The following is a 13225-nucleotide window of genomic DNA, read 5'->3' on the forward strand; positions in this document are numbered from 1 at the left end:
AGTATATAATAGTTGTCTATATTCTTCATAAAGTGTGACGCTATCTCAGCGTCAGGAACATTTGTACTTGCGATCTACGAGAAGATTCTTCCTAACTATTCGAGGTGAAATAAGTGTCCAAGATTATTGCCATAGCAAATCAAAAAGGCGGTGTCGGTAAAACAACAACCTCCGTGAACCTAGGTGCCGGTATGGCTACATTAGGAAAAAGAGTGCTTCTAGTTGATATCGATCCTCAAGGTAACACTACTAGCGGCGTTGGCGTCAACAAGGCGGACGTGGCGAATTGTATATATGACATTCTTATAAATGAGGTAAATCCTCTAGAAACCATACTGGAAACTCAAAATGAAGGACTGCATATCATTCCGGCGACCATTCAATTAGCGGGTGCGGAAATCGAGTTAGTATCGACGATTTCCAGAGAGCTAAAGCTAAAAAAGGCGCTGAATGCGGTTAAAAACAATTATGATTATATTATCATCGATTGTCCTCCTTCACTTGGCATTTTAACAATCAATTCTCTTACGGCAGCGGATTCGGTAATCATCCCGATCCAGTGTGAATATTATGCGCTTGAGGGTTTGAGTCAGCTCTTAAACACCGTTCGTCTGGTGCAAAAAAATCTCAACCCGCATCTGAAGATAGAGGGAGTATTATTGACTATGCTCGATGCCCGGACCAATCTGGGAATTCAAGTGATAGAAGAGGTTAAGAAGTATTTCCAAGAAAAAGTATATAGAACGATTATTCCACGGAATGTCCGGTTAAGTGAAGCACCGTCACATGGGCAATCCATTATTACTTATGATCCTCGCTCTAAAGGAGCGGAAGTGTATTTAGAGTTGGCAAAGGAAGTGATTTCTTATGAGTAAACGATTAGGAAAAGGTCTGGATGCGCTAATTCCATCTTTATCAATTAATGAAGATGATAAGGTAGTTGAGATCCCTTTAGCTCAACTTCGGGCTAATCCATATCAACCGCGCAAAGACTTTAATGAAGAGGCCATTCAAGAACTAGCAGAATCGATCAGACAACATGGCGTGATTCAGCCGATCATTGTTCGTAGCGTATTGAAGGGGTATGAGATCATTGCCGGCGAACGCAGATTCCGTGCCTCGCAGTATTGTGGCAAAGCTACAATTCCAGCAGTCGTTAGAAATCTTAGTGATCAGCAAGTCATGGAGATTGCATTAATCGAGAACTTGCAACGTGAGAACCTAAATGCAATGGAAATTGCAGTGGCTTACCAAGGCTTAATGGATCAGTTTTCACTCACGCAGGAAGAACTCTCGCTTAAGGTAGGAAAGTCCAGATCTCATATCGCCAACTTCCTGAGATTGCTTTCTTTACCTGAAGAAGTAAAAGAATATGTTTCACGTGGAACAATGTCAATGGGGCATGCGCGGGCAATTGTTGCTTTAAAGGATCCAGAAGTAATTAAACAACTGGCCGAACAATGCGTGGAACAACAGTGGAGTGTAAGAGAGTTAGAAGAAACAGTGAAGAACTTGGACCGAAAACCTACTAATGGAGTTAAAGTCAAAGTTATTAAACGTGATCCCTATATTGATAATGTAGAGGAAGTATTGCGTGAACGTTTTAAAACAACGGTGAAAATAAAACAGGGTAAGGAAAAAGGGAAGATTGAACTGAATTACTACAGTGCTCAGGATTTAGAAAGATTGTTGGAATTATTGGGTAACTAAATGGGTATCTATGCCAAGAACATATCCTGAGATATCCTTAATCGGATAATTAGGGGTATGTTTTTTTGAATAAGTTGATTAAAAAAGGGTAATAGACGAGGAGCGAGGTTATGGAAGACTTCGTATATCTGGATCATGCAGCTACTTCCTGGCCTAAACCACCAGAGGTTGCAGCTGCGATGATGAATGCTCTGCAGTCAGGAGCGAATGCTGGTAGAGGTAATTACTCGCTAGCGATAGGAAGCGGTCGAGTGTTAGTAAGGACACGGAGTGTGCTGGCGGGATTGTTCGGTGTATCTAATGCGCAAGATATAGCTTTTACCCATAATACTACGATGAGTTTGAATATGGCGATCAGAGGGACGCTTAAAGCGGGAGATCACGTGATTTCAACGATGACAGAACACAATTCTGTGAGACGGCCGCTGGAATACTTGCGTAAGACACTTGGGATAAAAGTTGACTATTTAAAAGTGGATCGTGAAGGGCAATTGGATTTAAAAGAACTCAAAAATGCTTTCCAGCCGAATACCAAAATGGTGATCTGCAATCACAGCTCCAATTTACTAGGAAGTATACTCCCTATCGGTGATATTGGTGATATCGTTAAATCGCATGGTGCTGTGTTTCTAGTGGATGCAGCTCAAAGTGCAGGCTCACTTGATATTGATGTTAAAAAAATGAATATAGACTTATTGGCATTCCCGGGGCATAAAGGGCTGCTTGGACCACAAGGAACTGGCGGGCTTTATATATCACCTGAATTGGATCTTGAACCCTTAATGCATGGAGGAACGGGGAGTCAATCTGAAAACAGTGATCAACCCTCTGTTCGTCCAGATCGATATGAAGCGGGAACACAAAATACGGTAGGGATTGCCGGTTTACTAGCAGGTGTTCAAAAGGTACAATCTTTAGGGACGAATGTTATCCATGAGAGTGAATGGACATTAACTCAAAAGCTAATGGAAGGGTTGTCCAACATCCCAGGCATTAGAATATTAGGACCCTCTCTAGGGGCTCCGAGAACTGGCATTGTATCTTTTGTGGTAGATGGAGAAGAATCGGCGAATATTGCTCACCGTCTAGATCGTGATTATAAAATAGCGGTCAGAGCGGGTATGCATTGTACCCCTTTGGCACATAAGGCGGTTGACACGCTAGAGAGTGGTGCTGTTCGGGCGAGTGTAGGTGTAGATACGACAGAGCAAAATATAAGCAGAATGCTGGCTGCTATGGATGAGTTATATGGCAATGCCCGCAGCAGATGAATAAAAAGGATGGTCCATTCATGTCTGAATTAAATCAATTAATTAGTGAGCAGTTGCAGTGGTTTGTGTTTGGTTTTACAGTAATTATGTTGGTGCTGATAATCACTGTGATCGCCCAGGGGGCTAAGCTGCGTGCTATGCGGCGTAAATATGAGGCCATGATGGCTGGAAGCGGTGTGGAGGATCTGGAAGGCCTTCTAATTGATCTGAAGAACCAAAGCGACATGCTGGAAGAAGAACAACGTGAGCAAAAAAACGTATTAGAAGCAACTCAAACTAGAATGCGTGGCATGAAGTCCAATATTGCGCTGAAGCGTTATAATGCCTTTGGTGAACGTGGCAATGATCTGAGTTTCTCAGTCGCTATACTGGATGACAACAGTAGTGGTATTGTATTAACCAGTCTTCATAATCGTGAGAATTCTTACATTTACTCTAAACCTATGCAGAATGGCGAATCACAATATGTCTTATCACCTGAAGAAAAAGAAGTAGTTATTCTCGCGTTGCAGCGGACCTAGCATGAAGATTCCATTGCTTTAAGGCAGAATATAGACTCGTAGCTATAATATCAGATAATCGCATAACTAAACTTAATCGCGTGTTCTGTAATACGAAATACTCCATAAAGCCGCCGACATTAACGATTCCTGTCAAATGGATATCACCTACCGGCGGCAATTGTTTATTTACGCCAGCACCTGGTCTCAAAGGCCCTTCAACGACTTGGATGCATCCCACACTAGTAGAGTGACCTAAACAAGCATCTATACCGATGATAAAGGGGTTACTATATCTTTCGTTGATTAGGGATAGAGTTTCCTCAAGGTTAACGGCATGGACAGGCTCCTCAAGAGTTCCATATAAATGAAACAGCGGACTATGAAAACGCGACAATGCAGTGCCAACAAGAGGGCCAAGAGAGTCTCCTGTGGATCGGTCCGTACCTACACAAATGACGACAATCTGTGTTTCCGGGCGTGTACGTGCAAAGTGAAACAGCAGTCGGTGAGTAATAGCAGAATAGATATCGGGATCGGTATGTGATATTTTTAAACAGGACGTTTCTTGCGCTGATGTAGCTTTGGATGAAAAATTCATACCATCTTCCTTTCTGAAGCTGATTCTATTTGATGGTATCTAGTATATGGATAGAAGAGGGGTTTTATACTACAGCGGCAAGAGATAGGACGATAAACCTATGGGAGGCGTAACGTATATGCAGGAAGAGATGTTGATCGCGTTTGACTCTACCCAGCAGGCGCTTCGTGCTGAAATGCTGCTTGAGTATGCGGAAATTGAAATTGATATATTTCCAACCCCGAAAGAGATCACGGCAGGATGCGCGATATCGATACAGTTTTATCAAAGTGCACTGGAAGAGGTACAAAGGATAGTAACGGAACAGAATATCGAAATACGCGGTATCTACGGAAAACACAACGAGAACTACATACTGATTGAGAGGTAGGGAGGACTATACAATATGAATAGGTGGATATTAGAGGCTACTACTCCCGGTGATGCTGTAAAAGATGCCTTGCGTTTTAAAGATAAGGTGTGGAATTGGTTTACCGATGCTGATATGTGGGCAAATGTTTTATTCTCAGGACTACGAATTCTTATTATTTTTCTCTTAACTAGGGTCATTATTAAGATTGTTTCTAATATTATTGATCGTTCGCTTGAACGTAAAACCGGTGGCAGAATTCTGTCTAACACACGAAGGTTTACTACGGTAGGGGAATTGATGAAAAATGTAGTAACGGTTATCTGTAATTTTGTGATGATCATGCTCGTTCTTTCAGAGTTCCACTTCGATTTAGCACCCTTGTTGGCCGGAGCGGGTGTACTTGGTCTGGCAGTAGGTTTTGGAGCACAAAGTCTGGTGAAGGATGTTATTACAGGGTTCTTTATTATTTTGGAGGACCAATTTGCAGTTGGTGATGTAATTCAGACAGGTACTTATAAAGGGACTGTAGAATTAATCGGATTGCGAACAACAAGACTGTTAAGTGCAACCGGAGAAGTATTTATTATCCCTAATGGACTAATTACGAATGTAACGAACTATTCTCTTTCCAATGCATTGGCTGTAGTTGATGTTCCTGTTAAAATGGAGCGAAGCTTGGAAGCCACGTTAGGATTAATTGGCGAGGCGCTAAAAGGAATAGAAGAACGTAACTCCCATGTGCTTGCTTACCCTAATGTGCTCGGAATACAGTCCATGAGTACCTCGGAATATGTGATTCGTATAGCTGCCAGCTGTGCTCCTAATGCAAGAGATGCAGCGGAAAGACAAATTCAGAACGACATAAAGCAGGCATTAGAGAAACAGAGCATGCTGGAACTAGCTCAAGCTGAAGAAGAAGCACGTAAGAAAGCAGAGGCAGAGGCGAAGGCTGAAATAGATCTTGCGAAAACAGAACATGCACTAGAAGTTAAAGGGTCGACAAACACTGGATCAAGACGGCAAATCGCAGCTACACAAGAAGGAGAAGAGGGGGAAGAATAGTGGAACGTAAAGTTTTTCAGCTTGGGGATATAGTGCAAATGAAGAAGCAGCATCCTTGTGGATCTAATGAGATGGAAATCATTCGCATGGGGATGGATATCCGAATTAAATGTACAGGCTGTCAGCATAGTGTTCTGATTCCCCGTGCTAAATTCGAGAAGAATATGAAGAAGGTACTGCGCTCTGCGGAGGGAAATACAGACAATAATTAAGCTTGCAAATGGCATGTCTGCATGATACAATTATTTTTGCTGCGGAGAGGTACCCAAGAGGCCCAAGGGGGCTGACTCGAAATCAGTTAGGCGTGTCAAAGCGTGCGTGGGTTCGAATCCCACCCTCTCCGCCACTTCAGCATATATAACATTTAATGAATCCTTCGTTCCTGTAACGGAGGTTTTTTTGTGTCTATAATTGCCGATATACAGGATAATATATAACGCAAAAAGAAGGGCCCTTTCGGGTCCTTCTTCAGGAGGCAGTACATCAATGATGTTTGGAATTTCTCTGTTTATAGCGACTAAAGTGATTTAGGCGTTGCTGAGGCTAATGCTTTTTTAAGGCAATAACCCACTACTCTTCCCAGCTTACAATAGATGCTGAATCAGATCTCCTGTGATTGTGTTCGTCTACGACGGCCAACGGAACCACACCTCTCTTTTGTACTGCCTGAGTATAGTATGTGTAATGTCGGGCTTTTTATACACATTTATTTTTAAAATATTTTTGAATTAGTGGACCCGTGCTTTTTCAACCTTTTTCCACTTTCGATTTTTGTTGGTGGTCTCAGGGAAGGTGTCTCCTTTTTCCATTTTAATGTGCTGTGGATTAGAAATCTCAGTATGGAAGCTTCGGGCTTCGCCTACCTCTGTGTACATGCCTGGATTGGGGGCCTTGTCGCCTTCTTCATATTCCGTTTTCTCACCCATCATTATTCCTCCTTTTTTAGTGTAGATGAATTCGTAATTATTGTGCGCAGGTAGTGATTTTTTCATGTAAAAAGAGGGGGAGGAGTTGTCCTGTATTAATATTGCTTGCACTCTGCTGTTCATTTTGGTATATTAATCAGGTGCGAGTCTATGTTTGTGCTCGTTCCTTGCTCCTGACGTGATTAGGGGCCTCAGACCATAAGGAGGTGAAAATTATGCGCAAATATGAAGTGATGTACATTATTCGTCCTGACATTGAACAAGAAGCCGTTCAAGCAGCAGTCGATAAATTCCAAGGCATCATCTCCAATGGCGGGGAAATTACAAAGCACGAAGTGCAAGGTAAACGCCGTCTTGCGTATGAGATCAAGAAATTCCGTGATGGCGTTTATGTTTTGGTTAACTTCAATGCAGAACCTGCAGTAGTTACTGAATTAGAACGTCTTATGAAGATTTCTGACGAAGTTATTCGTTATCTCATTACGAACGACGTTGCTTAAGATCTTGACAAGCTTTGTAATGAATCGCTCTAAAGGAGGGGACCAGAATTGTTGAACCGTATCATTTTGATCGGACGGTTGACCCGTGACCCGGAACTTCGTTATACTCCCGCTGGTGTTGCCGTAACGCAATTTACGCTAGCCGTAGATCGTAACTTTACGGGCCAGAACGGTGAACGTGAGGCAGACTTCATCCCGGTTGTAACCTGGAGACAGCTAGCAGAAACCTGTGCCAATTACTTGCGCAAAGGTCGTCTGACAGCAGTGGAAGGACGCATCCAAGTGCGGAATTATGAGAATAACGAAGGCAAACGTGTATACGTAACTGAAGTTATTGCTGATAATGTTCGTTTCCTGGAATCTTCACAGAGCCGTGAAGGTGGAAATACTTCAAGTGGTGCAAGTAGTATGCCTGAAGAGCCAGCATATGGTGGCGGTGGTAACGCTGGACGCGGAAATAACAACAATAATTTCTCGCGTAACAACAATACTCAAGATCCTTTTTCGGGCGATGGTAAACCGATTGATATATCGGATGATGATTTGCCATTTTAATTAGGAAGGACTGAAAAGAATATGGCTTTTAAACCAAGAGAAGGCGCTGACAACGACAAAAGACCAGCACGTCGTGGTGGACGCAACAAGCGTAAAAAAGTTTGCTTTTTCACTGTGAACAAGATTACTCACATTGATTATAAAGATACCGAACTTCTTAAGAAGTTCATCAGCGAACGTGGAAAGATTTTGCCACGTCGTGTAACAGGTACAAGTGCAAAATACCAACGCGCTCTTACCATTGCTGTAAAACGCTCGCGTCAAATCGCGTTGCTTCCTTACACAACGGAATAGGACGTTTTATAAAAGCAGTCGGGAAACCGGCTGCTTTTTTTGTATGCAGAAAAGGAAGTATTAATAGTAGGGTAAGCATGAAATCGAATTATTTGGGCGTTGAATCGTTTGACGTTGGCACTTTATTATGTTAAATTACAGCTATCCTATAACTAAAGGGGAAATTTTGATGTCGGTGACCGTTCTTAACTAGCAATTTCATAACACTTGATTAGGAAGGCTTTAGCAGGCTCGTCATGAGGCGATTACGTGCTCTATTTGAGTTCGTATTACGCAGCAGTCTGTTGTTCCTTACGGGTGGATGATTTAGTTAAGAACACACGAAGCGTCAAATGGCCTCTTTACGGCTGTTGTTCTCTTTGTAATTAACCGTGCTCTTATTGCACGGTTTTTTTGTTTTTCGGCACCTGTTCTCATTTCGGGGCCTTAGGACGATAGAGGGCATCAGTATAAAAAGAAGGGCAAGGACTGCCATAGTGGCATTCTTTGCCCTTCTTTGCGTTATGGAGAATTAGGTCCAAACCAATAGAGATTTGAAGGAGGATTTGCTGTGAATTTACAAAGTCTAAACATGCTGGAATACGAAATCATTAAAACAGAGCTTGGGCGCCACGCAGTATCTTATGTAGGAAAAAAAGCTGTAGAAGAGCTTATGCCAATGACCTATTTGCCGACGATTCAAAGAGCAATGGAGGAAACTTCTGAAGCTAAAGAACTGCTGGAACGAGGATCGAGTGTACCCATTCCTTCACTAGAAGGCATTGAGTGGATCATGTCATTAATGGGGACTGGATATTTGTACAGTGAGCAAGATTTCACTGCGGTTGCTACATTTCTTAAGAGCTGTAGTCAACTGCGCAAATATATGGCCTCTAAAGAACAGAGCGCTCCGCGGATTGCTGCATATGCATCCTCGTTGATGGAGTTAAATCACGTGAGGGAGGCTATTGATCGCTGTATCCGTTTTGGAGCGATTGATGATGGAGCAAGCAAGGGGTTAGAGCGAGTTCGAAAACGGATTGTAGTGGCTAAAGAACGTCTTCATAAAAAAATCGACGGAATTATGTCACGCCATCAATCGATTTTGCAGGAGAATATTTATAGTCAGCGAGGTGGCCGTTACGTTATCCCCGTAAAACGGGAATATCATAAACAAATAAAAGGATCGGTGCTTGATCAATCCACAAGTGGACAGACGGTGTTTATTGAACCAGACGAGATCGCTGCTCTCCAAATTGAACTTGATTTACTTTTGGGTGAAGAGGCGCGAGAAGAAGCCGTAATCCTCAGCATGCTGACTAGCTTGGTAGAACAGGAACAGGCTGCCCTGCACCTTAATATTGAGGCTACGGGCACGTATGATTTTATTTTTGCTAAAGCTAAATATGCACGAACGCTGGGGGCATCTTCTGTTACGCTGAATGCGAAAGGCTTTCTAAAGATGAATGGAGGCAGGCATCCCATGCTGAAGGGGATGATTCCGATCAATCTGGAGGTTGGTAAGGGGTATAAATCCCTCATCATTACAGGTCCAAATACAGGTGGTAAAACTGTGGTCCTTAAGACACTAGGGCTGCTGACGATCATGGCTCAATCGGGGCTGTTGATTCCGGTCGAGGAGGGTAGCGAATTCACTATTTTTACGGATGTAATCAGTGTAATTGGCGACGGACAAAGTCTGGCACAATCCCTCAGCACATTCTCGGCGCAAATGAAGAGTATTGAGGGAATGCTGAGAGATGCATCTAAGGGGGTGCTGCTGCTCATTGACGAGCTGGCGGCTGGTACGGATCCCGGGGAGGGCATTGCGCTCTCTATCGCGATTCTGGAAGAGCTGAGCCGTAAAGGGGCGAATATTATTGTTACTACACATTTTAATGAGCTAAAAGCCTTTGCAGCCGCAACGACGGGCTTTCAAAATGCGCGAATGGAATTTGATAAAGAAACGCTACAGCCGTTGTATCGATTGACGATTGGAGAAGCGGGGGAAAGTTACGCTCTGCAGATCGCTAAAAAGCTGGGGATAGAGGATAACGTTATTAAGAGATCATGGGAAATCGTAGAGGCGCAGCAACAAAGGCTACAGAAAGGCAGCGGAGAGGCATGGGGAAATCTTTTCAGCAAAGATGGAGAACAGGAATATGATGCACTTCCAGTAGAGGAACATGGCAATGCAGAAGAAGAGGCTACTCCATCTGACCGCAGCAAGGAGAAGCTGATTCAATTTGAAATTGGAGATGCAGTCGTGGTAACGTCACTCGGCCGGACAGGGATCGTATATGAGAAGAGAGATCATTTAGGAATGGTTGGGGTGATGATCCAGAAGCAAAAAATGAAAATTAACCATAAGCGGTTGAAGCCCTATCTTTCAAAAGAAGAGCTATACCCGGAGGAATATGACTTTGATATTATTTTTGAGAGTAAGGATACACGTAAAAAGCGCAAGCTGATGCAGCGTAAACATGTTGAGGGTTTAACGATTACGCACAGAGATGAAGAATAGATTCAATGAAGATCTGTCCACGAGACAGGTCTTTTTTTATAGATATAACGAAATAAGTGAATTTCAAGCAGGAGTAAAGGCCTAGGGCTTAGAAGTTATTGTAACCACCATAAAACTTTGTTACAGTAAAAATATTTATGTTCCATAACTTAAATGTAGATATACGTTCAACTAGAGAAGGGAAGAAACACATGAATAATAAGAAAATATGCAGGTTGTTGTTAACGCTGCTCGTGATGGCAACTCTATTGTCAGCATGTAGTAGAACAACTTCTAGCAGTAATCCATTATCTTCGCGCCATAATATAGTAGACGATAAGCCACAAGCTGGTGGAGTAGTTACCTACGGATTCTCCTCACCATTTACGGGTTTGTTTGAGCCTGCTTTTTATGAAGGTGAAGATGATTTTCATGTGCTGGAATTTATTACTGAGCCGATGTTTCAGGTAAATGATGAACTAGTGACGGTTCCTAATATCGCCTCTTGGCAGGAATCTGATGATCATAAAGTATTTACCTTTAAAATTAAACCGGGAATCCGTTGGCATAACGGTGATGAATTAACGGTAGAGGATTGGAAATTCGCAATTGAAACTATTGCTAGTCCAGATTATACGGGCTCGCATTATTATAGTGTTGAAATGATTCAGGGTGCAGAGGCCTATCATGAGGGAGAAGCGAAGGGCATATCCGGATTGAAGGTTATAGATCCTTATACTTTGAAAATAACTGTAACTGCTGCACGGGTAAACACCATCGATAGTCTGTGGCCCTATCCGATGAATAAAAAATACTATACTGGAATTGCTGTTAAAGATATGCCTGAAAGTGACCAGATGCGAAAATCTCCTATAGGTATTGGCCCTTTTGAGGTTGAACATATTCAGCCTGGCCAGAGGGTAGAAATGAAACGTTTTGATCAATACTACAAGGGCAAAGCGCTATTGGATGGGATAGTGTATAAGGCATTTGACGATAAGGAAGTGGCTGAACGCTTTCAAACAGGAGAGATTGACATAGAGTCAGCCCCTCGGGATGCTTATGATGATCTAAAAAAACTGGATAACATTAACATCCTGCAAACTGCTGAGCTAGGCTATGAATATATAGGTTTTAAATTCGGGCATTGGGATACGGAAACCGAGACCATCGTAATGGATAACCCTAAATTTGAAGACAAAAGATTACGGCAAGCTATGTATTATGCTTTAGATCGTGAAGGGATCATCAAAGCATATTCCCACGGTCTAGCTGAGGCTGTAGAGACTCCAATATCTAGCACTAGCTGGGCGAAGATCCCTGATACTGAGATTAATGCTTATCTATATAATCCTACAAAGGCCAAGGAACTGCTGGATGCTGCTGGGTTCTTGGATCTAGACGGTGATGGATTACGGGAAGACCCAAAGGGCCAGAAGCTGATGATCCATTTTGATTCTATGCTAGGCAGTCAAACAGCAGAGCTACGTACTAATGCCATTTTAAGAAATTGGCGTGATGTTGGACTCGATGTACAGCTGAACGGTGGAGCCTTAAAGGAATTCCATGCTTTCTACGATGCAGTGGAAGCCGATGATCCGTCTATCGAACTATTTTACGGAGTATGGGGGTTAGCGAGTGATCCCGATCCAACAGGTCTATGGAGAGAAAATGATCTATGGAACTATCCCCGTTGGTCTTCCGAGCGGAATGAAGAGCTGATTCGTGAAGGCGTAAGTATGAAGGCATACGATATGGATTATCGTAAAGAAATATACTATGAGTGGCAGAAGCTGGTTAATGAAGAGGTGCCTATGATCTTTTTTGCCGAACGAAAAGCGATAGTTCCAGTAAATAAGCGCCTACAGGGCGTTCGCGTGAATTCAATGAGTACGATTATTGACCCTTATAAATGGTGGATTAAGGAAGAGGACGAAAAATAAAATAATAATTTTTTGTGAAAAGTGAAATCAAATTGTAGTTTCATTCGTCATATATAGTATGGAGGATGACGACGATGAAGAGACGGATAGTAGTGGGGGCAATCGCAGCTGTATTAGTCGTTGTCTTAATTGCGGTATGGAGGCCAACTGGGCTTGGTTTTAAACCGAATATTGACGCGGAATCAGCAGTGCTTCTAGATATGGATACCGGAGATATATGGGTGGATATTAATGGTGATGTACCCATGCCACCGGCCAGTGTATCTAAATTAATGACAGAAATGATTGTGCTGGATCAAATCTCCTCTGGAATGATTAGATGGGAGGATAGAGTCCCAATTAGTGCCTATGCAAGTAAAATGGGCGGCACAAGTCTCTCATTGAAGCGGGGAGAATTCTATACTATAAGAGAATTATTCGAAGGAGTCACTATTTATTCTGCCAACGATGCTACTGTTGCATTGGCTGAGTATATGGCTGGTTCAGAAGCCTCTTTTGTGCTCATGATGAACGACAAGGCACATAGTCTAGGCTTATCTTCTCGTACAATATTTACTAATGCAACGGGCCTATCAGGTAAGGATCTTGGTTTCACTGATCCGAATATGCATATCAGCGGTGAGACTATGATGACAGCTCGTGATACCGCTAAATTGGCTGCCGCACTAATCTATCATCATCCGGATATTCTCAATATTTCCAGCCGTACACAAATGCATTTGAAGAATAAGGGGCTATATGTAAGTAATAGCAATTTCATGTTGCCAGCTATGGGTGGCATTTACGCTTATGAGGGTACAGATGGTTTAAAGACTGGACATAATAACCGGGCAGGATACTGTATTGCAGGCTCGGCTCAGCGGGATGGGCATAGGCTTATTGCAGTCGTTATGGGGGCAAAGACTTATGAGAGCCGATTTGAAGGGGCAGCAAAATTATTTGATTACGGATTTTTCCGTGGTTTACAATCCGGAGATCGGGTTAAACATATGATGAATCCGCTCAGAATTAGGAACTAAAGTCGGAGCG

The 13225-nt window shown here is 42.7% G+C and carries 15 protein-coding genes and 1 tRNA gene; 14 read left to right on the forward strand and 2 right to left on the reverse strand.

Annotation, left to right across the window (positions count from 1 at the left end):
* Nucleotides 1-113 precede the first annotated feature (113 nt).
* The 4 genes from ACFWMP_RS20795 (at nucleotide 114) to ACFWMP_RS20810 (ending at nucleotide 3502) form a co-directional block, all read left to right on the forward strand.
* Entirely contained in the window at nucleotides 114-875 is a 762-nt protein-coding gene (locus ACFWMP_RS20795) for a ParA family protein (protein ID WP_042131728.1), read from the forward strand.
* Nucleotides 868-1710, forward strand: coding sequence for a ParB/RepB/Spo0J family partition protein (locus ACFWMP_RS20800; protein ID WP_149644927.1), 843 nt, complete (start codon nucleotides 868-870; stop codon nucleotides 1708-1710). Before ACFWMP_RS20795 ends, ACFWMP_RS20800 begins: the two co-directional genes overlap by 8 nt.
* Before the next feature lie 110 nt (nucleotides 1711-1820).
* On the forward strand, nucleotides 1821-2981 hold the full coding sequence (locus ACFWMP_RS20805) for an aminotransferase class V-fold PLP-dependent enzyme (RefSeq protein WP_379424609.1): 1161 nt from the start codon (nucleotides 1821-1823) through the stop codon (nucleotides 2979-2981).
* A gap of 20 nt (nucleotides 2982-3001) precedes the next feature.
* On the forward strand, nucleotides 3002-3502 hold the full coding sequence (locus ACFWMP_RS20810) for a DUF4446 family protein (protein ID WP_379424610.1): 501 nt from the start codon (nucleotides 3002-3004) through the stop codon (nucleotides 3500-3502).
* Here the strand turns inward: ACFWMP_RS20810 and yyaC are convergent.
* Nucleotides 3477-4082, reverse strand: a complete 606-nt coding sequence (gene yyaC, locus ACFWMP_RS20815; protein ID WP_042131724.1) for a spore protease YyaC — start codon at nucleotides 4080-4082, stop codon at nucleotides 3477-3479. The genes ACFWMP_RS20810 and yyaC overlap by 26 nt on opposite strands.
* 118 nt (nucleotides 4083-4200) lie before the next feature.
* On the opposite strand from yyaC, the gene ACFWMP_RS20820 reads away from it, so the two are divergent.
* The 4 genes from ACFWMP_RS20820 (at nucleotide 4201) to ACFWMP_RS20835 (ending at nucleotide 5842) form a co-directional block, all read left to right on the forward strand.
* Entirely contained in the window at nucleotides 4201-4452 is a 252-nt protein-coding gene (locus tag ACFWMP_RS20820) for a putative Se/S carrier protein (RefSeq protein WP_042193047.1), read from the forward strand.
* A gap of 15 nt (nucleotides 4453-4467) precedes the next feature.
* The gene (locus tag ACFWMP_RS20825) at nucleotides 4468-5496 is read left to right on the forward strand and encodes a mechanosensitive ion channel family protein (protein ID WP_339799577.1); all 1029 of its coding nucleotides are present in this window, start codon (nucleotides 4468-4470) and stop codon (nucleotides 5494-5496) included.
* A complete protein-coding gene (locus tag ACFWMP_RS20830) occupies nucleotides 5496-5708 on the forward strand; it encodes a DUF951 domain-containing protein (protein WP_036677772.1) in 213 nt (70 codons plus the stop codon). The genes ACFWMP_RS20825 and ACFWMP_RS20830 overlap by 1 nt, the downstream gene beginning before the upstream one ends.
* A gap of 43 nt (nucleotides 5709-5751) precedes the next feature.
* Nucleotides 5752-5842: transfer RNA gene (locus ACFWMP_RS20835), tRNA-Ser, on the forward strand.
* A gap of 382 nt (nucleotides 5843-6224) precedes the next feature.
* On the opposite strand, the gene ACFWMP_RS20840 is transcribed toward ACFWMP_RS20835, so the two are convergent.
* Nucleotides 6225-6422: a YjzC family protein gene (locus ACFWMP_RS20840; protein ID WP_042131720.1), complete on the reverse strand. Its 198-nt coding sequence runs from the start codon at nucleotides 6420-6422 to the stop codon at nucleotides 6225-6227.
* 215 nt (nucleotides 6423-6637) lie between these two features.
* Here ACFWMP_RS20840 and rpsF point away from each other — a divergent pair, with 215 nt between their 5' ends.
* The 6 genes from rpsF to ACFWMP_RS20870 all read left to right on the forward strand — a co-directional run bounded on the left by rpsF (nucleotide 6638) and on the right by ACFWMP_RS20870 (nucleotide 13215).
* Nucleotides 6638-6922 carry a 30S ribosomal protein S6 gene (rpsF, locus tag ACFWMP_RS20845; RefSeq protein ID WP_036677776.1) on the forward strand — a complete coding sequence of 95 codons (285 nt, stop codon included), beginning with the start codon at nucleotides 6638-6640 and terminating at the stop codon, nucleotides 6920-6922.
* Nucleotides 6923-6970: 48 nt separating this feature from the next.
* Nucleotides 6971-7477 carry a single-stranded DNA-binding protein gene (ssb, locus tag ACFWMP_RS20850; protein WP_036677780.1) on the forward strand — a complete coding sequence of 169 codons (507 nt, stop codon included), beginning with the start codon at nucleotides 6971-6973 and terminating at the stop codon, nucleotides 7475-7477.
* A 21-nt stretch (nucleotides 7478-7498) separates the two neighbouring features.
* On the forward strand, nucleotides 7499-7771 hold the full coding sequence (gene rpsR / locus ACFWMP_RS20855; RefSeq protein ID WP_036651767.1) for a 30S ribosomal protein S18: 273 nt from the start codon (nucleotides 7499-7501) through the stop codon (nucleotides 7769-7771).
* A gap of 550 nt (nucleotides 7772-8321) precedes the next feature.
* Complete coding sequence (locus ACFWMP_RS20860; RefSeq protein ID WP_379424611.1) at nucleotides 8322-10274, forward strand: endonuclease MutS2; 1953 nt, start codon at nucleotides 8322-8324, stop codon at nucleotides 10272-10274.
* Between the two features lie 191 nt (nucleotides 10275-10465).
* The gene (gene opp4A / locus ACFWMP_RS20865; RefSeq protein WP_379424612.1) at nucleotides 10466-12196 is read left to right on the forward strand and encodes an oligopeptide ABC transporter substrate-binding protein; all 1731 of its coding nucleotides are present in this window, start codon (nucleotides 10466-10468) and stop codon (nucleotides 12194-12196) included.
* Between the two features lie 74 nt (nucleotides 12197-12270).
* Nucleotides 12271-13215, forward strand: coding sequence for a D-alanyl-D-alanine carboxypeptidase family protein (locus ACFWMP_RS20870; RefSeq protein WP_339244147.1), 945 nt, complete (start codon nucleotides 12271-12273; stop codon nucleotides 13213-13215).
* Nucleotides 13216-13225 lie beyond the last annotated feature (10 nt).

Origin of the sequence: Paenibacillus sp. NPDC058367, assembly GCF_042723305.1 — a bacterium.
Classification (GTDB): Bacteria; Bacillota; Bacilli; order Paenibacillales; family Paenibacillaceae; genus Paenibacillus_AQ.